At 37.5% G+C, this 23889-nt stretch carries 24 protein-coding genes and 1 riboswitch; of the genes, 18 read left to right on the top strand and 6 right to left on the bottom strand.

Features of this window, described 5'->3' with window-relative positions:
* Positions 1-7: 7 nt before the first annotated feature.
* From BN853_RS08470 to BN853_RS08400, 15 genes are all read left to right on the top strand, one after another.
* Entirely contained in the window at positions 8-883 is an 876-nt protein-coding gene (locus BN853_RS08470) for a tRNA lysidine(34) synthetase (RefSeq protein ID WP_030005525.1), read from the top strand.
* On the top strand, positions 876-1400 hold the full coding sequence (locus BN853_RS08465; RefSeq protein ID WP_030005524.1) for an MgtC/SapB family protein: 525 nt from the start codon (positions 876-878) through the stop codon (positions 1398-1400). Before BN853_RS08470 ends, BN853_RS08465 begins: the two co-directional genes overlap by 8 nt.
* 17 nt (positions 1401-1417) lie before the next feature.
* Complete coding sequence (locus BN853_RS08460; RefSeq protein WP_030005523.1) at positions 1418-1945, top strand: peptidylprolyl isomerase; 528 nt, start codon at positions 1418-1420, stop codon at positions 1943-1945.
* A 134-nt stretch (positions 1946-2079) separates the two neighbouring features.
* Entirely contained in the window at positions 2080-3429 is a 1350-nt protein-coding gene (gene mnmE, locus BN853_RS08455; RefSeq protein ID WP_030005522.1) for a tRNA uridine-5-carboxymethylaminomethyl(34) synthesis GTPase MnmE, read from the top strand.
* Positions 3430-3481: 52 nt separating this feature from the next.
* Positions 3482-5224: a DNA polymerase III subunit gamma/tau gene (gene dnaX, locus BN853_RS08450; RefSeq protein ID WP_030005521.1), complete on the top strand. Its 1743-nt coding sequence runs from the start codon at positions 3482-3484 to the stop codon at positions 5222-5224.
* Positions 5225-5229: 5 nt separating this feature from the next.
* Complete coding sequence (locus tag BN853_RS08445) at positions 5230-5520, top strand: YbaB/EbfC family nucleoid-associated protein (protein ID WP_030005520.1); 291 nt, start codon at positions 5230-5232, stop codon at positions 5518-5520.
* Positions 5520-6113, top strand: coding sequence for a recombination mediator RecR (gene recR, locus BN853_RS08440; protein ID WP_030005519.1), 594 nt, complete (start codon positions 5520-5522; stop codon positions 6111-6113). The genes BN853_RS08445 and recR overlap by 1 nt, the downstream gene beginning before the upstream one ends.
* 14 nt (positions 6114-6127) lie before the next feature.
* Positions 6128-6406: a hypothetical protein gene (locus tag BN853_RS08435; RefSeq protein ID WP_030005518.1), complete on the top strand. Its 279-nt coding sequence runs from the start codon at positions 6128-6130 to the stop codon at positions 6404-6406.
* The gene (locus BN853_RS08430) at positions 6403-6747 is read left to right on the top strand and encodes a DUF1934 family protein (RefSeq protein WP_030005517.1); all 345 of its coding nucleotides are present in this window, start codon (positions 6403-6405) and stop codon (positions 6745-6747) included. Before BN853_RS08435 ends, BN853_RS08430 begins: the two co-directional genes overlap by 4 nt.
* 62 nt (positions 6748-6809) lie before the next feature.
* Positions 6810-7322: a DNA-directed RNA polymerase subunit delta gene (gene rpoE, locus BN853_RS08425; protein WP_030005516.1), complete on the top strand. Its 513-nt coding sequence runs from the start codon at positions 6810-6812 to the stop codon at positions 7320-7322.
* A gap of 124 nt (positions 7323-7446) precedes the next feature.
* The gene (gene pyrG, locus BN853_RS08420; protein WP_030005515.1) at positions 7447-9060 is read left to right on the top strand and encodes a CTP synthase; all 1614 of its coding nucleotides are present in this window, start codon (positions 7447-7449) and stop codon (positions 9058-9060) included.
* A gap of 84 nt (positions 9061-9144) precedes the next feature.
* Entirely contained in the window at positions 9145-10011 is an 867-nt protein-coding gene (fba, locus tag BN853_RS08415) for a class II fructose-1,6-bisphosphate aldolase (RefSeq protein WP_030005514.1), read from the top strand.
* Between the two features lie 146 nt (positions 10012-10157).
* On the top strand, positions 10158-10712 hold the full coding sequence (locus BN853_RS08410; RefSeq protein ID WP_030005513.1) for a hypothetical protein: 555 nt from the start codon (positions 10158-10160) through the stop codon (positions 10710-10712).
* Between the two features lie 274 nt (positions 10713-10986).
* Positions 10987-11610 carry a DUF6088 family protein gene (locus BN853_RS08405; RefSeq protein ID WP_030005512.1) on the top strand — a complete coding sequence of 208 codons (624 nt, stop codon included), beginning with the start codon at positions 10987-10989 and terminating at the stop codon, positions 11608-11610.
* The gene (locus BN853_RS08400; RefSeq protein ID WP_030005511.1) at positions 11607-11825 is read left to right on the top strand and encodes a hypothetical protein; all 219 of its coding nucleotides are present in this window, start codon (positions 11607-11609) and stop codon (positions 11823-11825) included. Before BN853_RS08405 ends, BN853_RS08400 begins: the two co-directional genes overlap by 4 nt.
* Before the next feature lie 139 nt (positions 11826-11964).
* Here BN853_RS08400 and BN853_RS08395 read toward each other — a convergent pair whose 3' ends face one another.
* The 6 genes from BN853_RS08395 to tilS form a co-directional block, all read right to left on the bottom strand.
* Entirely contained in the window at positions 11965-14313 is a 2349-nt protein-coding gene (locus BN853_RS08395; protein WP_030005510.1) for a M6 family metalloprotease domain-containing protein, read from the bottom strand.
* Positions 14314-14409: 96 nt separating this feature from the next.
* Positions 14410-15897 carry a lysine--tRNA ligase gene (lysS, locus tag BN853_RS08390; protein ID WP_030005509.1) on the bottom strand — a complete coding sequence of 496 codons (1488 nt, stop codon included), beginning with the start codon at positions 15895-15897 and terminating at the stop codon, positions 14410-14412.
* A gap of 67 nt (positions 15898-15964) precedes the next feature.
* Positions 15965-16219, bottom strand: coding sequence for an RNA-binding S4 domain-containing protein (locus BN853_RS08385; protein WP_030005508.1), 255 nt, complete (start codon positions 16217-16219; stop codon positions 15965-15967).
* Positions 16206-18164 carry an ATP-dependent zinc metalloprotease FtsH gene (gene ftsH / locus BN853_RS08380; protein WP_030005507.1) on the bottom strand — a complete coding sequence of 653 codons (1959 nt, stop codon included), beginning with the start codon at positions 18162-18164 and terminating at the stop codon, positions 16206-16208. Before ftsH ends, BN853_RS08385 begins: the two co-directional genes overlap by 14 nt.
* Before the next feature lie 10 nt (positions 18165-18174).
* Positions 18175-18723 (bottom strand): hypoxanthine phosphoribosyltransferase, encoded by a 549-nt coding sequence (hpt, locus tag BN853_RS08375; RefSeq protein WP_030005506.1) that lies wholly within the window; start codon positions 18721-18723, stop codon positions 18175-18177.
* A 2-nt stretch (positions 18724-18725) separates the two neighbouring features.
* Entirely contained in the window at positions 18726-20000 is a 1275-nt protein-coding gene (gene tilS / locus BN853_RS08370; protein WP_030005505.1) for a tRNA lysidine(34) synthetase TilS, read from the bottom strand.
* Between the two features lie 106 nt (positions 20001-20106).
* Between tilS and BN853_RS08365 the strand changes: the two genes are divergently transcribed.
* From BN853_RS08365 to nrdG, 3 genes are all read left to right on the top strand, one after another.
* Complete coding sequence (locus BN853_RS08365; protein ID WP_030005504.1) at positions 20107-20661, top strand: Maf family protein; 555 nt, start codon at positions 20107-20109, stop codon at positions 20659-20661.
* 112 nt (positions 20662-20773) lie between these two features.
* Positions 20774-20951, top strand: a riboswitch (cobalamin riboswitch).
* 103 nt (positions 20952-21054) lie between these two features.
* On the top strand, positions 21055-23352 hold the full coding sequence (locus BN853_RS08360) for an anaerobic ribonucleoside triphosphate reductase (RefSeq protein ID WP_030005503.1): 2298 nt from the start codon (positions 21055-21057) through the stop codon (positions 23350-23352).
* Entirely contained in the window at positions 23342-23863 is a 522-nt protein-coding gene (nrdG, locus tag BN853_RS08355) for an anaerobic ribonucleoside-triphosphate reductase activating protein (protein ID WP_030005502.1), read from the top strand. Before BN853_RS08360 ends, nrdG begins: the two co-directional genes overlap by 11 nt.
* The last annotated feature ends 26 nt before the right edge of the window (positions 23864-23889 follow it).

Here is a 23889-nt window from a genome sequence, read left to right as displayed (position 1 = left end):
TTGATTTATGGAAATAAGACAAGAATGCGCTAGAATCGTTGTTACCGAACCCTTGTTACCTTTAGAAGACATCGAAAGAAGTTTATTAAAGACGTACCGTAAGGACGTTTGGGCAAAATTTATTAAAGCAATTAAAAACTATAACCTCATCGAGCCAGGCGATAAAGTTGCTGTTGGTATCTCAGGTGGAAAAGACTCACTTTTAATGGCCAAGTTATTTCAACAACTTCACCGTTACAGTGACATCCCATTTGATGTGGTCTATCTTGCGATGGACCCTGGGTTTGCTAAAATCAATTTAGAGTTATTAGAAACCAACTGTAAGTATTTAAATATCCCACTTGTGATCAAAAAGTCAAACGTATTTGCTGTGGCTGGAAAAATCGCAAGTGATAACCCATGCTACATGTGTGCACGTATGAGAAGAGGTTTCTTATATAACGCAGCCAAAGAACTGGGTTGTAATAAACTTGCGCTTGGGCATCACTACGATGACGTCATTGAGACGACCATGTTAAATGTCCTATATGGCGGTCAATTTAAAACGATGGTCCCTAAGATTAAAGCCGATAATTTTGAAGAGATTGAATTGATTCGTCCATTATTTTACATTAAAGAAAAAGATATCATTCGATTTACTAAATCCAGTGGCATTCAATCAATGAATTGTGGCTGTACCGTTGTTGCAAGTAGAACATCATCTAAACGAAGAGAAATCAAAGAAATGATCAATAAACTAAGAGAAATCAATAAAGAAGTCGATCAATCGATTTTCAAAGCGGCAGAGAATGTCAATATCAACGCCGTCCTTGGTTATCAATACAAAGATAAGAAATACGATTTTAACGAAATATACAAAGAAAGGAATGAACTAGATGACTGAATTAGAAATTTTAAGTCAAATTGATTTTATTGAAGTAATCTTAATGCCAGCAATCGTAACGATAGTGATATCTTCACTTCTTGGACTAGAAAGACAAAACATCGGTAAATCCGCAGGAATTTCGGCGCATATTTTAATTGGAGCCGCAACCATGATGGTATCGATCGTTCAACGTTTCTTCTTTCTTGAAACGGGTGCTACTGATGTTGCAGAAAACCAACGCTTGATTGCACAAATCTTACCTGGGGTCGGTTTTATTGGCGCCGGTGTGATTATGAAGGGTGAAAAAACCATTATTGGACTTACCACCGCAGCGACCATCTGGGCGGTTGCGATTATGGGGTTAATTGCGGGTAGTGGTTACTGGCGATTAGGTGCCGCATATGGGTTGTTCTTGGTGTTGTTTATCTACATCAGAGACTTTAAACGTGGCATTAACCCATTTGTCCCACACGTCCATTTTGACTTCACTGACAATGAAATGGTCAGAGAAGATGACAAGCGTAGACACGCCTAAGAAGGAGAATTTTAATAATGAACGCACAAACATATTTAAAAGAAACAAACCCAGTAGTCACAATTAACGTTAAAGATCACGGGTCAATTGAGCTTCAATTATTTAATGAAGTCGCGCCAAACACCGTTGCTAACTTCATCGAAATTGCTGAAAAAGGTCTTTACAAAGGCTCAATTTTTCACCGTATTATTCCAGGGTTTATGATTCAAGGTGGTGCCGTTAATCAAGCGGTTTTACCAATCAAAGGCGACTTCATCGCTAATGGTGTAAATAACCCATTATTACACACACGTGGTGTCATTTCGATGGCAAGAACCAACGTCAAGGATTCAGCGACGTCACAATTCTTTATCATGCATAAAGACTCACCGCACTTAGATGGGTTATACGCCGCTTTTGGTGTCGTTACAAACGGCATAGACGTGGTTGATGCCATCGCAAAAGCAAGAAGAGACGCCTACGACAAACCATATGAAGATATTGTCATTGAATCGGTTACGGTCGATTTGAAGGGTTCTTTGATCCCAAAAACAATTCGTTTATAGTCGAGCAGTAAGCTGATTTTAGCACTTAGATAAAACCAACGGGATTTTATTCCCCTTGGTTTTCTTTTTAGCTTATGTAATAGACTATTTTTACAGGCTGTTTAATGGTATAATTTTGACGTGGAGTTGATACGATGATATACGATACAATTGCAGCAATCGCTACCCCATTTGGGACAAGCGGCTTAAGTATTATCAGAATCAGCGGCGATGAAGCAATCGAAAAAGCAGCCGCTATTTTTAAAGGAAAGAACTTAATCAAAGCCAAATCGCATACCGTCACTTATGGACACATCATCGATCATCACAAGAAAGTGATTGATGAAGTCCTAGTCACGGTTTTTAAAGCACCGAAAACATTTACAAAAGAAGACGTGGTGGAAATCAGCTGTCATGGGGGCATTTTAGTGACTCAAAAAGTCCTAGAACGCATTTTAGAACAAGGCATTCGTTTAGCTGAACCGGGGGAATTTACCAAACGGGCGTTTATAAATGGCCGGATTGACTTGGCTCAAAGTGAAGCAATCATGGACCTCATTCACGCGAAAAACGTCAATGCGATGAAACTAGCTGTCAGCGGGCTTAAAGGTGACTTGTCGAAACTAATCAACGAATTAAGAGAAGAACTTCTTTTTCTAATCGCTCAAATTGAAGTTAATATTGACTATCCAGAATACGACGACGCAACACAAATGTCGGTCGAGTTAATCAAACCGCATGTTCTAAATTTGATCAAAAAATTAAACACATTACTCGATGATGCCAATAAAGGAAAACTCATTAGAGACGGTGTTAAAACGGCCATTGTTGGTAAACCAAATGTCGGTAAGTCTAGTTTATTAAATGCGCTACTTAATGAAGAACGTGCCATTGTTACAGACATCGAAGGTACCACAAGAGACACCATCGAAGCGCAAATCAATATTGGCGGTATTACCTTAATTCTAATGGATACCGCAGGCATCAGAGAGACCAAAGATATTGTCGAACAAATCGGTGTGAAACGGTCTAAGAAAGCGATTGACGAGGCTGAACTAATCATCTTAGTACTCGACCAAAGTAGACAGTTATCAAAAGAAGATTTAGAGTTACTAGAACAAACCAAAAACAAACGACGCATTGTCGTTGGTAATAAAAACGACCTCACTAAAGCAATCGATTTAGATATCCACATGCTAAGTTTATCGGCCCTTAACCGTCAAGGGTTAAGCGACCTCGAACATGAAATCACAACGACTTTGGGCATTACTGATCTTGAAGAAAAAGACTTTAATTACTTATCGAATGTGAGACACATCAATAAAATCAAAGAAGCCATTTCATCAATGAATGAAGTCGTTAATGCCATTGACTTAGGGCTTCCAATTGATATGGCCGAAATTGACTTAAAGAAAGCTTGGCAATACCTAGGCGAAATCACAGGTGATTATCACCCAGAAGACTTATTAAACGAACTATTTTCCAAATTTTGTTTGGGAAAATAAAGAATCCGTCATATCATTTATGATATAATGGTTTAGAAAAGGAGTGCATGCAATGTCTTATCAAGCGTTATATCGAACCTACCGACCAAAAACCTTTAGCGAAGTCGCTGGTCAAGAAGTGATTGTAAAGACACTTCAAAATGCATTAATTCACGATAAAATAGCGCATGCTTATTTATTTAGTGGACCAAGGGGGACAGGGAAGACCTCAATCGCTAAAATCTTGGCTAAAGCCGTTAACTGTGAACAATCACCAACCAAAGAAGCTTGTGGGAAGTGCCCAACGTGTTTGGCCATTCAAGCAGGCTCTATTTCAGACGTGGTAGAAATTGATGCCGCTTCCAATAACGGCGTTGATGAAATCAGAGACCTTAGAGAAAAAGTCAAGTATTTACCAAGTATGGGCAAATACAAAGTCTACATCATCGATGAAGTTCACATGCTATCGACTGGCGCATTTAATGCGTTACTTAAAACCTTAGAAGAACCACCAAAACACGTGATTTTTATTCTAGCAACGACGGAACCTAATAAGATTCCTTCAACGATTTTATCGCGTTGCCAACGATTTGATTTTAGAGGCATATCGGTAGCCGATATCGAACGAAAGTTAAAAGAAATTAAAGACCAAGAACAAATTCAAATTACCGATCAAGCCATTCGTGAGATTGCAAAGTACGCCGAAGGTGGCATGAGAGACGCGCTTTCATTACTTGACCAAGCCGTGTCGTTTTCTGATGACGTGGTGACTGAGGAAGATATTTATCAAGTCAGTGGCTCGGTTTCAAAACAAAACCTATTAAACCTCATCACATTTTTATTTGAAAAAAACACCGCCGATGCGTTTAGTCTTTTAAATGACATGGTCGAAGACGGTAAAGAAATCAGTAAAGTGGTGTCTGACTTAATCAGCTTATTAAGAGATATTTTGATTGAGAAGAATGTTGTGTTTGATAGCGACCGACCAACAAAATACTTAGAGGTTATCGCTAAGAAATTTTCAAATGAACGCATCTATTTTTACTTAGACATACTCAATCAAACCCAAAACGACATCAAGTGGAGTTCACAAAAAAGAGCTTACTTAGAACTGGCGTTTATTAAGATGATTGATCATAAAGAGTTAGACCGTGTCGTTCAAAATGAAACGATTGAACTCTTAAGTAACCGACTCAAACAATTAGAGTTTGAACTCGATAAACTTAAAAAAGAAGGCATTCAAGTCATCAGTAAAGAGGTTAAACCAACACCTAGTCAAAACGATGCTGAAAAAGAAGTAGAAACACCAATCAAAAACATCGAAAAACCAAACAAGCGAAAATACGTCAGTGCAAAAGACGTTGAGCGTATCTTAATTAATGGTAATTTAGATAAGAAGTCACTCTTGTTAAAAGGGTGGCCGCACTTAAACAAAATATCCGAACCAAAATTAGAAACCACAGCAAGCATCCTAGCCCAAGGCAATTTAGTTGCCGCAAGCGATACGGAGATGTTATTAGTCTATAAAGACCGTATGAGTTGCTTAATGATGTTAAAACCACAAACCAAACAACTGGTGTTTGAAATCTTAAATAAAAAACAACCACTGGTCGAAGACTATATTTGTATTGATGAATGTTCTTGGCAACAATTCTATCAATCGTTTATTAACCAATGGAAACAAGGTAACAAAAAACCAACCCTAGAAGAGATTGACATGGACATCTTTGAAGAACAAGAAGAAACTTGGCAACCAGGCTCTGTCGCCTTAGCAATCGACTTTTTTGGTAAAGATAAAGTAATGATAAAGGAGTAATACAAATGAACGCAAATATGATTAGAAAGTTACAAAAACTACAAAAAGAAATGCAGGAGACTCAAGAACGTCTTCAATCCACTGAATTTACCGGTACCGCTAGTGGGGTTAAAGTGATTATGCTAGGCTCACACCAAGTCGTTGACATCAAAATCGATCAAGAGCTTTTAGACGACATTGAAATGCTTCAAGACGCAATTTTAGCGGCAGTCAATAACGCAGTTGAGGTCGTTGATACGACAACTAATAGTGAAATGAGCAAATTTACCGCTGGCATGGGTATGGGCGGGTTCTAATGAAATACCCGACCCGTTTTTTAGAACTAATAGAGGATTTTAAAAAACTACCTGGTATTGGAAAGAAAACCGCGGAACGTTTGGCACTTCACGTGATTACAACAATGGACGATGAAACGGTATTGAAATTTAGCAACGATTTAACGGCCATTAAAAAAGAGATTACCAACTGTCCGGTTTGTGGGGTATTACAAGAAGCGGCATGCCCGATTTGTAGTGATACCACAAGAGACCAAGAAACACTGATGGTCTTAAGTGAAGTTAAGGACGTGTTTGTGTTAGAACGAACCAATATTTATCATGGCAATTACCACATACTTGGGGGCTCAATCGACTTTTCAAGAGGTGTCATGCCAGAAGACTTAAACATGGATGGTTTATTTAAACGTTTAGAAGGTGTTTCAGAAGTGATATTATCTTTAAACGGGACCGTTGAAGGTGAACTAACTTCTAATTACATCAAAGAGATGTTAAAAGACAAACCAATCAAAGTCACACGGATTGCCTATGGCATTCCGGTGGGATCTGATCTTAGTTATGCCGATGATCAGACGATATTTAGAGCATTAGAAAATAGACGTAAGTACGAATAGGGGAGGGAACTAAGATGGCATTTTTTGAACGTATTTGGCAATGGATTTTGGATTTATTTGGCAGTTTTGATCAGTTCTTAAAAGAAACAATTAATTACGACCAGTTGGTGCTTGATTTTTACCAAAATGTGGTTGCACCTTTACCGGAATGGATGAAAATCTTAGGGACATTGGCGCTTGTAGTCGTTTTAGTCTTTGGTATCTTCTCGATCGCAAAGAAATTACTAAAACTCGCCATATTTATTGCCGTCGTCCTACTCATTATCGTGCTTGCTAGAACACTATTGACATGATATTTCAGTTAATTAACGATGGTGTGTTAAACGAGTATCACGTAGAGGCAAGCAAGACCGCACTTGGATTGACCTTTAAAGACCCGATTGCTGATGGCGATTTTCATCTTTACTTCAAAAACGATGAAGTGATGATCAAAAGAACCGGCAACATCGAGATGCAAGAAATCTATAAAGCGGGATTAAAAACCATGGGATACTATAAACAAGAAGGCATTACGTTTAAATCCGTCATCGAAACCACTCTTTTAATCATTGATGAATCAAAAATTAAAATAGAGTATCTGCAAACCATTGAACACCATAAAAGTCAAAAAACGATGGTATTTTGGTTAAAATAAAATAATACTTGCAAAAAAAGCGAGTATCGTATACAATAATATAGTATTTTTAGGAGGGCTCTATGGCTAAACAAATAGATACAACTAAATCAATGGTTGATATTGCTGAAATCATTATCAGACAAGAAGGCAAGAAAAACATTTACGAACTTTTAGAACAAATTACAACGTTAAAAAATATCTCAATGGATGATACGGAAAAACTAACACAGTTATATTTAGATATGACAATGAGTGCAAAGTTTGTTTTTTGTGGTAACGACACTTGGGATCTTAAGGAAAATAACTTAGATCTTTGGGACAAAGATGGTTCTTACTTTAATCAAAACGATGATGTGGTTGAAGACGATGAAGACGATAACATCACAGTCGATGATTATTACATCCCAGAAGAAAATGAACTTGAATTAGATACCGACGACGAAGACGAAGACGTTGAAAAAGACGAAGAAGATGACGTGATTATTTTAGAAGATGAAGACGACATCGTAGCATTTGAAGAAGACGACATCGACTTTGATGACGACGATTATAATGAAATCATGGACGACTATGAGGACATGTACGATAAATAATCAAATTTATTATTGAGTTTGTCATAACCGTTTGATATAATAAAAAAGGGCAACTCATAAAAGGTCTCCTGTAAAGGGAGACCTTTTTTATATTTTTATACAAATTAGATGGGGTGAAAGTAAAATGAAGACAAAGTTTATTTTTGTTACTGGTGGGGTAGTTTCTTCACTAGGCAAAGGCATCATGGCATCAACAGTTGGACAGCTACTTAAAAGCAGAGGATTAAAAGTCTTCATGCAAAAATTCGATCCATACATCAACGTTGACCCAGGGACAATGAGTCCATATCAACACGGTGAGGTGTTTGTCACAGACGATGGGGCAGAAACCGATCTTGACTTAGGTCACTACGAACGCTTTATTGATGAAAATTTATCGAAGCATTCAAGTGTCACGACAGGGAAAATCTATCAAACGGTCATTGATAAAGAGCGTCGAGGCGATTATTTAGGCGCAACGATCCAAGTGATTCCACACATCACAAACGAAATCAAAGAACGATTAAAGGCGGCCGCGAAGAATTCAAAAGCAGACGTGGTCATTACCGAAATTGGTGGGACAGTTGGGGACATTGAATCGCTGCCATTTTTAGAAGCGATTAGACAAGCAAGAAGGGATTTTGGGTATGAAAACACACTCTATATTCATAACACCTTACTGCCATATTTAAAAGCAGCAAACGAAATCAAAACCAAACCAACGCAGCACTCCGTAAAAGAGTTACGCTCACTAGGAATCACACCAGATTTAATCGTTTTACGCAGTGAAGTACCGGTTAGTAAATCAATCAAAGAAAAGATTGCCTTATTTTGTGACGTTGAAGCAACGGAGGTTTTTGAATCAGTCGACGTGGATATTTTATACAAATCGATTTTAAATCTAAAAAAACAACGAATCGACGATAAAATTTTAGAACACTTTAAATTAGAAGCGAAACAAGAAGCTGATTTATCCTTGTGGGAAGACCTAATCCATAAAATCAGTGGGTTAAAAGAATCGGTCCGTATTGGTCTAGTTGGTAAATACGTCTCACTTCATGACGCCTATTTATCGGTAACCGAATCCTTAGAACACGCGGGCTATCACCTTGGTAGAAACATTGACCTTGTTTGGTTGAATGCAGAAAAAATAAGTGATGAAAATGTACATGAATCATTGAAAAATGTTGATGGGATATTAGTCCCAGGCGGCTTTGGCGAAAGAGCAACCGAAGGAAAAATCGCAGCAATCAAATACGCAAGAGAAAATAATATTCCTTTCTTGGGCATTTGTTTTGGGATGCAACTTGCGGCCATCGAGTACGCAAGAAATATGTGTGGTCTAAAAAATGCGACATCAACAGAACTAGACATAAATACAACAACACCAGTGATTGATATCATGAAAGATCAAGACTTATCTAAAGACCTTGGTGGCACACAACGACTTGGGCTTTACGATTGTGAATTAAAAGAAGACACACTTGCGTTTAAGCTTTATAATAAAAAGGAAATCAAAGAGCGTCATAGACACCGCTATGAGTTTAATCGTGTGTATAAAGCAGTACTTGAAGAACAAGGCATTGTCTTCTCAGGAATGAATAAAAAGCTTGATTTGGTTGAGATTTTAGAGCTACCTACAAACGATTTTTTCATCGCTAGTCAGTTTCATCCAGAGTTTTTATCAAGACCGTTAAGACCACACCCACTCTTTAGTGGGTTCATCGAAGCGGCAAAGAATTACAATATACGAAAATGATAAACGTTTTCATTGTTATTGATTTGTTTTTATCATATAAAAAGCGTATAATAAATATGGAATAATTACAGGAGGTAATAACAAATGGCATTAGTTTCAGCAAAAGAAATGTTACAAAAAGCAAGAAAAGAAGGTTACGGTGTTGCTCAAATCAACATCAATAACTTAGAGTGGATTAAATCTGCTTTATCTGTGGCTCAAGAATTAAATTCACCAATCATTTTAGGTGTATCTGAAGGCGCAGGAAAATACATGGGCGGCTACAAGAACGTTATGGGTATGGTTTCAAACCTTATTGAATTCTATAACATCACAGTACCAGTAGCAGTTCATTTAGACCATGGTAGCTATGAAGGTGCATACAAAGCACTAGCTGCAGGTTTCACTTCAATCATGTTTGATGGTTCACACTATCCAATTGAAGAAAACGTTGAAAAAACAAGAGAAATCGTTGCTGCTTGCCACGCTAAAGGCGTATCAGTTGAAGCAGAAGTTGGTTCAATTGGTGGCGAAGAAGACGGTGTTGTCGGCGCTGGTGAAATCGCTGATCCACAAGAATGCGCATTAATCGCATCTCTAGGTGTTGATTTATTCGCAGCAGGTATTGGTAACATCCATGGTAAATATCCAGCAAACTGGAAAGGCTTAGACTTTGAAGCTTTAGAAGCAGTTAAAGAAGTTACTAACGGAATTCCACTAGTATTACATGGTGGCACAGGTATTCCTGCAGACATGATCAAAAAAGCCATTTCATTAGGTGTTGCTAAGATTAACGTAAACACTGAATGCCAATGGGCTTTCCAACAAGCAACTAGAGAATATATCTTAGCCGGTAAAGACCTTGAAGGTAAAGGTTTTGACCCAAGAAAATTATTAGCTCCAGGTGCTAAAGCAATCGAAAACGTTGTTAGAGAAAAACTAACTTTATTCGGTTCAGTCAACAAAGCTTAATTAACAAAAAAAACAATTGAAACGTCCATACTTGCCTTCAACTGTCAAGTATGGCGTTTTATTTTTTGATAAATGACGTAATTTATGTAAATCTATTGCTAAATATCGATTAATTTGTATAATATTAATAAGTCGGAGGTGTTCGTATGAAAGACGTCGTATTTCACGATTATGCAAACTGGTTAGTTGAAATCAGTGATTTAACAGAAGAGCTTAAACAAAAAGAATCGATATTAATCGAACGTTTTAAGTATGTCTTAGATGTGTTAACTTTTTTGTATGAAAAGAAAATCAACGAGAAAGAACTGACTCAAGAAGAAGAAAACATATTTGAAACCGGCTTTTATTATGTCTTTGAACAATTTGAAAGTATCAAACTAATCTTAGAGCACGATTATCATGGGGATTTAGAGCGTATGAATGAACAAGCAAAAACAGTCATACTACTTCTAAACACCATTGAATTTCAAAACGAGATCATTGGAAGTATTGAACAACCAAACGAAGCACATATGCAATCGTTAATTGATATTGAACAGGAAATTCTTAGTTTACTAGAGAAGAAGGTGGATGCGCCTAGTGATCTGTTTGTAAAACTTGATACCGTAACAGAAGGCATATATAAAGAACTTGAACTTGATTACTACCCAATTCATGACATTTTCTTTGAAATAGCCGATGAGCTTGGCTTAATACTATAATATAAAAGGCACTTATCCAATTGGATAAGTGCCTTTTTGTTTGTACTTATTGATAATCAGCGGTTAAATCGACACCGTTTGCCGTGATTGAATGAATATTTAAGGTTAAATTCAAATATGACCCATCAGACCAGCGGTAGTTAGATAAATGGCTACCGACTTGAAACAAGTCACTGTTTTCACTATATACATACGATGAGTTTAGGCTCGAGTGCTTTTAAATAGTGTTGAATATTTGCCACAAAAAGTATATAATAAATGTGGCGGTGATTGTATGGATAAAATGAGCACAGAACAAAAAATATTACAGAGGATGGATCAAGAAAACACAGGAAGCATTTTTATTAATGCTGATTTTTTAGATATAGCAAAGTCTAATACATTAAGAAAATCTCTAAAAAGATTAGTTGACGATAATAAAATCACCAGAATTCTTGATGGAATGTATACTAAGCTTGAGTTCAGTAGATTATTGAATAAACAGATTTATCCCTCACCTGTGAGTGTGGCTCACGCGATAGCTAGAAAATTTAATTGGTACATATTTCCATCTAAAAATACCGCTTTGAATATGGTCGGACTTTCAACACAAATATCAAACACCTATGAATTTTTAAGTGATGGTCCTTATCGAAATTACACTTATATTAATAGCGAAATCATTTTTAAAAAATCGGCTAATAAGAAAATAAAAATTGACTCAGACTCATTAGTGACACTTGTTGTTGCGCTGGATTCATACGGTAAAAGCAACATTAACCTTAAGGAAATTAACATTATTACGTCGTATATAATTGAAAATAAAATCACAATTAAAATTTTAGAACAAAATAAAACAATACCTGGCTGGATGTATCAATTAATTAGCGATATCTTAAAAAGGGAAGCAGAAAAATGATAGAGATAGCCTTACTAGAATTAAATGAAAGAGATTTACTATTTAGAGAGACTGCACAGGAAAGTCGATTGAGTGAAGCAATCATAGAAAAAGATTATGGTGGAATGAAACATATGTTCTTCGATGAGATACCTAGTTTTAAACAAATCATTAATTTTCTCAAAGAAACAGAATCAATTTATAATGAAAAAATTAGATTAAATAAAAACAAATAGCGAGATAAGATAAATTCGCGCAAATAAAAAATGTACCAATTAGAAAGGACACGCTACTAAGCAGCCTTGACTAAGGGTACATTTTTACTTCAATGATGGATATATAGAATTAGGAGTATCATTGATTATTACAATAAATTTATTGAAAATCAACGGTTAAATCGACACCGTTTGCCGTGATTGAATGAATATTTAAGGTTAAATTCAAATATGACCCATCAGACCAGCGGTAGTTAGTTAAGTGGCTACCGACTTGAAACAAGTCACTGTTTTCACTATACTCACCATAGTCTGAATTTAATGTACTTTCAATATCATTACGCATATCAGCCTCTAATAGTTTTAAAAGCTTAACCGTCGTATCGGTGTTGTTTTGTCTTGGAATGCTCCACATGTTGTAGATATTAGACGTCGTGTTTAAAGTTGAATTAACGTGATAAATTCGAATACCAGGTAGTGTGAATAACCCATTATAACCTTGTTGGAGTTGGTATAAGCCAGTAGGAGTGTAGAAATCAATGATTAAATATTCTTGAAAAACACTGTTTAGTGGATTTTTAGGAATGATCAGTACATCACCAGAAGAAACATATGGTTTAAGTGTTAAGGTTAAATCCTCACCATTAGTGACGTATGGGTCAATCCAACCAAGTAAAAGCTTTGAATACGGGTTATGATCACCGACGGTCGCATCCATCATGTCAGAGCCACCAATACCACCAGCAGGTCCGTTGTTTAAATCGTAATCGTAATAATCATCTAGACCAAGTAAGTGACCAGTTTCGTGAATAAAGGTCAGTGCATTTAACTCTAAGTACACATTGTCGTTGACGACCTCATCAATGAAATCATAACCCATAAAGATATAGTAGTCGGCTTTCACACCATCAAAGTATTTAACTGGGCTACTTTCGTATTGATACGTATATGCCCACCATAAATCTGAACCGCTGTTAAATGACACAGGGGCAGTATAAACCATCATAATTGAATCAATGTAACCGTCGTTGTCGCTGTCATATTGACTGTAGTCAACACGGCTATTATGGTAATTTAAGGCCATTTCCAGTAAATCATAATCAACGTATTCATTACCGTTTTTATAATCTCTTTCGTAGTAGCCTGATGTGTTAGGCGCAACGAATGGTTCTAGCACATCCCCATCGATGGATAGATTACCATAGCTAGACTCTAAGTAGTAGCTTTGTAGGGAGTGATACCCTGTTTGTTCTTTTGTACCAAAAAGTACTTTTTCTAAGTTTGATACCATTTCATAAGGTGCAGTGTAATTCGTAAATGCGATTGGTAACACCAACATCTTAGGATTACCAGTGGATGGTAAACCTGTGGTTAAACCAAGTGATTTAGAAACGTCTTTGACTGATTGTAATGTGGTTACTTTTTCTATCTCGCCTTGGTAGTTGATGACATAAGACGATTGTTCGTCATAGATTAGGGTGTCACTAGACTTGACAAGCAAGAGTGAAAAGGTGATAATGTCTCCTTTTTTAAACTGATCGAGTAATGATAATTCGGATTCATCGAATTTGATTTGAATCGATTTTTCAAGTTTATTGATGATTAGGTAGTCACTACCAATCTCATCAATAGAGAGTGTCGTATTAATTAAAGAACCAATCATTAACGTCTGATTAAAGACGTCATTGATGTCATAGATTGGAGCTTCTATGACCCCATCGACCCCAGATTCAAAAGGTCTAAATAAAAGGTCATCGGATGTTTTCTTGTGAATAAAGGTGACTGAGTCCATAAACGATAACGTACTAAAAAAGGAAAGATGATCGTAAAACGTGTAATTTTTTTCACCTAATGTCACTAAACTGACCTGAGTTTCCGTTAATTCGTTGAAATACGCATAAGAAATCAGTGGCAGACCTTGGATGGTTTGATTATCCTCATAGGAAGATACTTCAAACGGCTGTGTATCTAAGATTGCTGAAATGATACCCTCATAGGTTTTAAATGTAAATGTAATGACCTCGTTGGCAATTTCTGCGGTGATTGAATCTAGATTTTCATCGTCAAATTCAATCGAGACATTACTTGCAGTTAAGTTACCTTTTAGAAAATTTAGTTCATCGATTTGATAGGTGCCTAAAGATTCTTTAAAGTTAGAGTCTCTAAATGCATCAAGGTCAATTAAAAATATATCCGTTAAGTAGGCGTCATAATAACTAGAATCTTTATTAATCAAACGGTAGGATTCGTCGTTATAAGCGATATAGAGCCCCTCTTGGGTTAAATACCCATGCAAAGTATCCGTCGTTGATGTGATCTTAAATTCATATTGCTCATTTAAGTTAGCTACCTCATAAGTAGAACCATCTTGTTCATAAAGATAGCTTACCCCACCGATTTTATCTAATTGATCGTTTAGGGTAACGCTTGAAACATCGCAAGCCTGTATCACAAAAAGGGTGCTTGCTAAGACAAACAAACGTAGGACAAGTTTTCGAAATTGTTTCATAAAATACCTTCTTTCATGTAGTTCTATTATAAGTGTAACTAGTAAATAAGTAAAGTAAAATAAAAGACGGCCAGCTTGGCCGTCTAACATAGGTCTTTATTTATGTTTCATGTGTGGGAATAATAAGACGTCTCTGATGTTATTGACGTTTGCGATTAACATGATGAAACGGTCAATCCCAATACCGAGTCCACCAGTTGGTGGCATCCCATATTCGAGGGCTTCAACGAAGTCCACGTCCATTTCGTTTGCCTCAACGTTACCAAGCTCTTTTTCCTTGAGTTGGTCCATAAAACGTTCTCTTTGATCGATTGGATCATTTAATTCACTAAATGCATTGGCGTATTCTCTAGCGTCAATAAAGAGTTCGAAACGATCGGTAAAACGAGGGTTTTCGTCGTTCTTTTTAGCCAGTGGAGAGACTTCAAGTGGGTGTCCGTAAACAAAGGTCGGTTGGACGATGGTTGGTTCAACGAATTCATCGAAGAAGGATTGAATGATGTGTCCAATGCCGTGATGTTTTTCTACTTTGATGTGTTTTTCTTTTGCGATTTGTCTGGCTTGTTCGATGTCGGTGATTTCTAAGAAATCAACGCCAGTCACTTCTTTAATCGAATCAACCATTGAGACACGTCTAAAGCCTGGGGCTAATGAGATTTGTTTTTCCCCATAAGTGATGTCGTAAGTACCTAAAACGTTCATGCATACGGTTGAAAGGGTATCTTCAACTAAATCCATCATCCCTTCCATATCAGAATAGGCAAGGTATGCTTCAATGGTGGTAAATTCTGGGTTATGCTTAGCACTCATGCCTTCGTTTCTAAATAGACGTCCTATTTCATAGACCGCTTCAAGTCCACCAACGATTAAACGTTTTAATGGTAATTCAGTAGCGATTCTTAGATAAAAGTCCATGTCTAGCGTGTTGTGGTGTGTAACAAACGGACGAGCGGCTGCGCCACCTAAAATCGGTTGTAAGACCGGTGTTTCTACTTCGATGAAGCCACGGGAGTCAAAGAAGTTTTGAATTTCTCTAATGATTCTTGGGCGAAGTTTTGCGATACGTCTGGCTTCTTCATTGACGATTAAATCGACGTATCTACGACGTCTAGCTTCCTCTTTATCTTGTAGACCGCTCCATTTGTCAGGTAGTGGTCTTAAGGCTTTGGTTAAATGCGTATATTTGGTTGCTTTTATGGTTAATTCATCGGTTTTTGTCCGGAAGACTAACCCAGTAATTCCAACGATATCGCCTAAGTCACCAAGTTTAAAAATTTCAAATGCTTCTTCACCAATCATGTCTTTTCTAACGTATACTTGAATGTTGGAGTCTCTATCTTGGATGCTGATAAAGCCAGCTTTCCCTTGGTCTCTTTTACGCATGATACGACCGGCAATCGTCACTTCTTGTTTCATTTCTTCGAGTTGATCGTGGTTATATGCTTCATAGGTATCTCTTATTTGGATGGTCGTGTGGGTACGAGTAAATTTTTGACCAAATGGATCAACACCTTTTTCTTTTAATTCTTTAAGTTTCTCTCTTCTGATCACTTCTTGTTCGGTTAAGTTCTCTGTATAATCCATTGTTATACCTCCTAAATATCATAATAATTATATCATATTTTCATCATTTAAAAAGCCATAACCGAAGTTATGACTTTTTTTCTTCACTAATCAGTTCATACATTAAGTAATCATCCATTCGTTTTGGTGGAATTAAGGTGGTTACCTTGACGGTAACGACCTTTAATCCAAAGTGAATCGTGATGATGTCATTTTCTTTTAGTGTTTGGGAAGGCTTAGCGATTTTATCGTTGACTAAGACACGCTGTCCATCACTTGCGTTTTTTGCAACCGTACGTCTTTTAATTAGACGAGAGACTTTTAAGTATTTATCGAGTCTCATCCAGAGGTGACTCCTCTACTTTTTCGTCAAGTGGGTTTGTTTCAATTGGCTCTTTTGGGGCTAATTTCTTTTCTTCCCACCAAGCGACTTTGCCGGTACGAACGATTTCTTCGATGTCTTGTTTATTGAGTGTTTCAATTTCTAGTAAGTAGTGCGAGATGGTATCAAGTAGGTCACGGTGTTCTAAGAGTAATGCTCTTGCTTTATCGTAACAGCCTGTGATGATGTCTCTAACTTCTTTGTCGATTTCAGTTGCGATGTGATCAGAGAAGTTTTTGTCTTTTAGGTAATCTCTACCTAAGAAGACAGAACCGCCATGACTTTCGTATTGGATTGGCCCAAGGTTACTCATACCATACTCGGTGACCATAGCACGTGCAATTTTCGTTGCGGTTTGGAAATCCCCATAAGCACCGGTAGTGATGTCTCCAAAGATTAATTCCTCAGCGACGCGTCCACCTAAATAACCAGTAATACGTGCGAGTAAGCTTTGTTTAGATTCTAAGAAAGTTTCTTCCTCTGGCATCATTAGGTTATATCCACCGGCGTTACCTCTAGCGACAATCGTTACTTTTTGTACGACGTTGGCATTTTCGAGTTTGATACCGATGACTGCATGGCCTGCTTCGTGATAAGCAATGATTTTGCGTTCTTTGTCGGTGACTTTTCTTGTGCGTTTTGCTGGCCCCATCATCACACGGTCAACGGCTTCGTCAATGTCTTGTAGCTCAATGACTTTACGGTTTGCGCGTGCGGCTAGTAGTGCAGCTTCGTTTAATAAGTTTTCAATATCAGCACCAGAGAAACCAGGGATGCGTTGTGCGACTTCATTGTATTTGATTTGATCGGATAATTTCTTGTTTCTTGCGTGAACTTTTAAGATGGCTTCACGACCGATGACGTCTGGTAAATCAATCGTGATTTGTCTGTCGAAACGACCAGGTCTTAATAACGCTGGGTCTAAGACGTCTGGGCGGTTGGTTGCAGCCATAATGATGATGCCTAGGTTTGGATTAAAGCCGTCCATTTCAACCAGTAATTGGTTTAGGGTTTGTTCACGTTCGTCGTGACCGCCACCCATACCAGCGCCACGTTGTCTACCAACGGCATCAATTTCATCAATGAAGATGATACAAGGTGAACTTTCTTTTGCGACTTTAAATAGGTCTCTGACTCTTGAGGCACCAACACCGACGAACATTTCTACGAAGTCAGAACCTGAGATTGAGAAGAATGGGACGTTTGCTTCACCGGCAACGGCCTTAGCTAATAAGGTTTTACCTGTACCAGGTGAACCAACAAGTAAGATTCCTTTTGGAATTCTAGCGCCCATTTCTTTATATTTTTTAGGAAACTTCAAGAAGTCGATGACTTCAACAAGTTCCTCTTTTTCCTCGTCACAACCAGCAACGTCTTTAAACGTGACTAGCTTAGAGTTAGATAGACGTGCTCTTGATTTAGAAAATTCAAAGGCTTTGTTGTTTGCGCCGCCACCACTCATTGACTTGAATAAGAAGAAGAGAAGCGCTAAGACTAAACCGATTGGAATAATCACTGAAATCAAGATGCTCCAAAATGTAACTGTGGATTTTTCGACGTATTGAACGGTGATGTTTGATGCGTCTGGAATGTTGCTTAGTACCTCGTCGAGTTGAGGGTATAAAATCGAGAATTCATAGATGACTTTTGAGCCTTCTAGAACGGTGACTTTATAAGCGTTTTGATCTTCGCCGCCAACTGGCGTCCATTTAATTGTGGTGCCATTAAGGCTACCATCAACAACCATGGATTGGAATTGAGATGGTGATAGTTTTTCAGGTCCTTTGGCTTCAAAGAGTTGACTTAAGAAGACAAAGCTACCAAATAAGATGATCGCAAACAGCACATAGACGCCATAATTTTTAGCGGGTCTTGGGGCTTTCTTAGGATCTTTTTGTGGATTCATTTGTTATACCTCACTTTGTATAAATTTCAGGTTTTAGGATTCCGACGTAAGGCAGGTTACGATAGATTTCTTCGTAATCAAGACCATAGCCAACCACGAATTCTTTCGGGATGGTTACGCCAACGTACTTTGGTTCAAATGGGATGACTCTGCCCGCAGGCTTATCTAAGAGTGTGACAATTTCAACGGATTTTGCCCCGCGGTGTTTTAATAACTTGACGATGGTGTCTAAGGTTCTACCGGTATCAACGATGTCTTCAGCAATTAAGATATCTCTACCTGCAACAGAGGTATTCATGTCTTTTCTGATTTTGACATCACCTGAGGATGAAATGCCGCCATGGTAAGATGAAACGTCCATGTATTCGATTTCAATTGGTAAGTCGATATGTCTTGCTAAATCCGATAAGAATGGGACACAGCCCTTGAGTAAACCAATCATGATTGGTCTTTCTTTGGATTTGTAATCGTTCGTGATTTCTTTACCCAAACGTTCACAAATTTCTTTGATTTGTTGCTCATTTACTAAGATGCTTTTGATGTCTTTTGCTAAACTCATGGTTAAATCCCCCTCTTGTAAACCAGTGTTAGTTGTTCGTTATTGGTTTCTACTTTGTTGTAATACCTACCAAGGACGGCAAGGATCTGATTGTTACAATCGGTAATGATTAAATCCGTGTCTCTTAGGTATTTTGGTATTTTATGATCAATGTAGAAATCCTTTAGTTTTTTCTTCCCGTATGGAAAGATGAGTGTATCTCCATTTTCTCTACTACGTACGTAGAGTGGTAACGCTAATTTATTATAACATAATTTTATTTCATAATTCGAAGAATTGAATTGGTCTTTTAAAAATGTGATATAACCCATATTCGGTAAGATATTTAATGCATTAAGATCTAGTTGCATTTTAAATGGTTTAGGTGAGCTTTTCTGCCTTATCTGGGCTTGGTTGTAAACCCGTTGAAGGACATAGTCTTTTGATAGGTCAAGGGACTGATTTGGTCCACTGGTGCTCAAAAAGTGAATCGCATCTTCGAGTTTCTGATTGGTAACTTCAATGTTGTTTTGTTCCATTTTCTTACTTAGAATGGCTTTTTTTAGGACCACGTCTAAGGTGTTAAATTCGGTTACATTTAACTTGTCTTTTGTGAGGTAAGGTTTTACTTGTTTAAGGATGTAATTGCTTGTTTCATTGATTAGATTAGAAAACTGTAAGGTCTTTTCTAAAAATTGATTATTTTCTTTTTCTAGCGCGACGACAATGTGGTTACGAAATCGATTCCTTGTGTAGGTGTCTGCTTGATTACTTGCATCCTCAAAATACATGAGGTCATGTGCTGTTGCGTAATCGTATAGGGTTTGTTTTTTTTCATGAAGTAATGGTTTTAGATAAGTCATCTCTTTTTCTTGATGGGCAATTTGCATACCAGCGTAGCCATAGAGGTTTGATCCTCTAGATAATTTCATTAAGATAGTTTCGGCCAAATCGTTTAGGTGGTGTGCGGTAATAATATGTGTAGATTGGTATTTTTTGGCAATTTCAATGAGGTGTTTTTTTCTTAATTTATGAGCCTCAGCTTGAAAGTTATCGTTTATTGGTTCTAATTGGATGTATTCAAAGGGTATGTTTCTTTTGGATGTGTAGTCTTTTAAGGCGTTTGCTTCTGCAAGAGACTCTAATCGTTTGTTGTGGTTAAAATGAACCACAATGATTTGGTAGTTTTCTTTGATTAAGAGATCGAGTAAGACCATGGAGTCGACACCGCCTGAGATTGAGGCAATAAGCGGGGTATTTTTAAGTTCGTTTAGACCTAAGAGTTTGATATTGTTCATTTCAATCACCTACTATCAATTAATCATTATATCATATATGATATCATTTTTTAGACTACAAAACACCTTAAGTTATGCTATAATAGATTGAACTGGAGGAAATTATATGCTTATTTTAGCCAGCAATTCACCACGTCGTAAAAAGTTATTAGAGGACGCGGGTGTGCGCTTTAAAGTGGTTTCTAAACCAACGGATGAAACCGTTAAAGAACGTTTAAAACCAGAAGATTACGTCATGCATTTATCGCTTAAAAAAGCAAACGAGGTGTTTGTCGATTACACCGAGGACGTGGTAGTCGCTGCCGATACCATTGTGGTTTATAATGGTGAAATACTAGGTAAACCCGTGGATGAAGACCACGCGTTTAAGATGTTAAAGATGCTTAAGGCGGAAAGACATGAAGTATATACGGGTGTGACGATCATGAGTAAAGACAAACAAAAGACATTTTATTCGGTGTCTGAAGTTTGGATGAAAGAATATAGTGAACTACAAATTTTAGAATACATTAAAACTGGAGAGCCATTAGATAAGGCTGGGGCTTACGCCATTCAAGGTCTTGGTGAACAACTTGTTGATCATTTCTCTGGGGATTTCTTTACGATTGTTGGGCTACCCTTAAAACAGTTGTTAACTGAACTAAAAACATTTGATTACTAGACAAAAGGCAGTTGCATGAGCAAGCGCCTTTTTTTCTTGCTTGAGTCTTAAAAAAATGTAAATTAGTTTCATTGGTATTTCATATTGACTTCATGTTGTTTAGAGTTATATAATGAATTAAACACAAATAGGTGTGCGTATTTTCACTTAATAGAGGAATTAGGTTTAAGGCCTAAGCTGTCCCAGCAACCGTAGGGTGGACGAAGTTTCATAACCACTGTGACTTGTCACGGGAAGGGAAACTAAGAATGAAACCGAGCCGGTAGACTTGCCTATTGTAAAAGTTAAGATTCTCCTGGGGTTTGAGATAGAGGTCCTTTTTTAAAACGGATATTTTCTATTTTATGCTGTCCTCATGGATAGTTTTTTTTGACGAATTTGGAGGGAAAAAGGATGAGAGAAGTATTAAAAAGAGATGGTCGGACGGTATTGTTTGATGAGGCAAAAATCAGTCAAGCGGTGTTAAAAGCCATGGAAGCAACCAATCTTGAAGAAGAAGGGCTACCGGCGTTAGTCACAAAGAAAGTCAACGAACGAATTGATGTTTTATACAAAGACAGGCTTTGTAGTGTTGAAGACATTCAAGACGAGGTAGAAAGCGTCTTAATTGAACTTGGGAAAGATAAGCTTTCTAAGAATTACATTTTGTATCGCAACGAGCGAAACCGGATCAGAGATTCAAAGTCATTATTGATGAAGCAAATCAGTGACATCACACTAAAAGACAAAGATGAAGTTGATGAAAAAAGAGAAAACGCGAACATTGATGGCGACACTGCCATGGGTGTGATGTTAAAGATGGGCAGTGAAACAGCCAAATCCTTCTATTTGCAAAGCGTGATTGATAAGCGTTTTTCAAGCGCACATAAAGAAGGGCTAATCCATATCCATGACCTTGATTTTTACACTTTAACGATGACGTGTTGTCAAATCGATTTGATTAAGTTGTTTGAAGGTGGGTTTTCTACCGGTCATGGGCATTTAAGAGAACCTAAAGACATTAGAAGTTATGCGAGCTTGGCTGCCATTGCAATCCAAGCCAATCAAAACGATCAACATGGTGGACAAAGTGTACCAAACTTTGATTATGCGATGGCAAAAGGTGTTAAAAAAACCTACAAAAAGACGCTCATTAAGAACCTCTATCATGCGTTAAGTTTAGATAAAAACACACATAAATCAAGCGTGGAATTGTTTGTTAACGGCTTAGAAGAAAAAGATATTGAGGTTTCTTTGTCATCGAATGAATACGTTGTTGAACTATTAAAAAAATACGAAAAAAACTTAGGTGTTGATGCAAAATCAAGGATTGAACGCATCATTACAATCACCAAAGAAGAAACCGAAGAACAGACCCTACAAGCCATGGAAGCGCTCGTGCATAACTTAAACACCATGCATTCTAGAGCTGGGGCTCAAGTACCATTTTCATCCCTCAACTACGGAACCGATACGTCGGTTGAAGGTCGTATGGTAATTAAGTGTTTACTAGAAGCGACACAACGAGGCTTAGGGGATGGGGAAACACCAATTTTCCCAATTCAAATATTTAAAGTTAAAGAAGGCATCAATTACGAAAAGACCGATCCAAACTACGATTTATTTTTATATGCGATGCAAGTGTCATCTAAACGTTTATTTCCAAACTTTTCTTTCTTAGATGCGCCATTTAATATCGCTAGCTACGACAAAAATGATTACGACACCGAGATTGCTTATATGGGTTGTCGCACAAGAGTCATGTCAAACAGACATGCAGAAAAGAATACCGTTGGTGGCAGAGGTAACTTGAGTTTTACTTCGATTAACCTACCAAGGCTTGCGATAGAGTCAAAGTCAAAAGAAGCGTTTTTTGTTTCTTTAAAAGAGACCATGGATTTAGTTAAAGACCAACTCTTAGAGCGGTTTAATATCCAAGCATCAAAAAAAGTCTATAACTTTCCTTTTTTAATGAAAGAACACATATGGAAAGACTCAAACAAATTAGGTATCAATGATGAAGTTAGAGACGTGATTAAACACGGTACACTCGGGATTGGCTTTATTGGTCTAGCAGAGACGTTAATCGCATTAACCGGTGATCATCACGGCAGCAATCAAAAGGTTCAAGCACTTGGCCTAGAAATTATAGCCTATATGAGGGATTTAACCGATCAGTATAGTGAGACTTATGATCTTAATTTCTCTGTGGTTGCAACACCTGCTGAAGGTTTAAGTGGCAGATTCATCAAACTCGATCAAAAGAAATTTGGTGAAATTAAAGGCATCACTGATAAAGGGTTTTACACCAACTCATTTCACGTACCGGTATATCATGAAATCGATGTGTTTGATAAAATTTCGATTGAAGCACCATACCATAATCTTACCAATGGTGGACACATTAGTTACGTTGAGGTCGATGGTGATATTTCAAAGAACTTAGAAGCCTTTGAACAAATTATAAGACACATGAAAGAAACAGGTATCGGTTATGGGTCTATCAATCATCCGATCGATCGTGATCCAATTTGTGGTTATCAAGGCATCATCGATAACATTTGTCCAAAATGTGGTAGAGATGAAACGGATTATCCGTTTGAGCGAATCAGACGTATTACGGGTTATTTAGTGGGCACACTCGATCGATTTAATGATGCAAAAAAAGAAGAAGTTATGAAACGTGTGAAGCATCTAAAACATGAAAATTAGACTCGCACAAATCTATGCTAACTCCATTGTTGACGGGCCAGGCATAAGATATGCCATTTACACACAAGGCTGTCTGCACGATTGTAAAGGCTGCCATAACCCTGGTACACACGCATTAAATCAAGGGTACTTAATGGATACCCAAGCCATTATTGATGAAATCAAAGGAAAGCCGCACCTAAACAAGATTACCTTTAGCGGGGGAGAACCACTCTTACAAGTAAAGGCAATCAATGAGATTATCGAAGGGTTAGAACCGGGCTATCAAATCATCGTCTACACGGGTTTTACATATGAATTCTTAATTTCAAGTGCGGGCGGCAATACCCATTTGATGCGGTTACTGCATCAAATCGATTACTTAATTGACGGTAAGTTTATCCTAGAACAAAGGGATTTAACGCTTTTATATCGTGGGAGTAAAAACCAACGAATCATTGATGTCAAACAATCACTTTCCAAAAGGAAGGTTGTTACAACCGAAACAATGAAAAATAATTCATCCGTTTAATGGTTTCTTACCGATGAGGCTTAGAA

The organism is Paracholeplasma brassicae, assembly GCF_000967915.1.
Lineage (GTDB): Bacteria > Bacillota_I > Bacilli_A > Acholeplasmatales > UBA5453 > Paracholeplasma > Paracholeplasma brassicae.
This window is presented reverse-complemented; position numbering and strand designations above follow the sequence as displayed.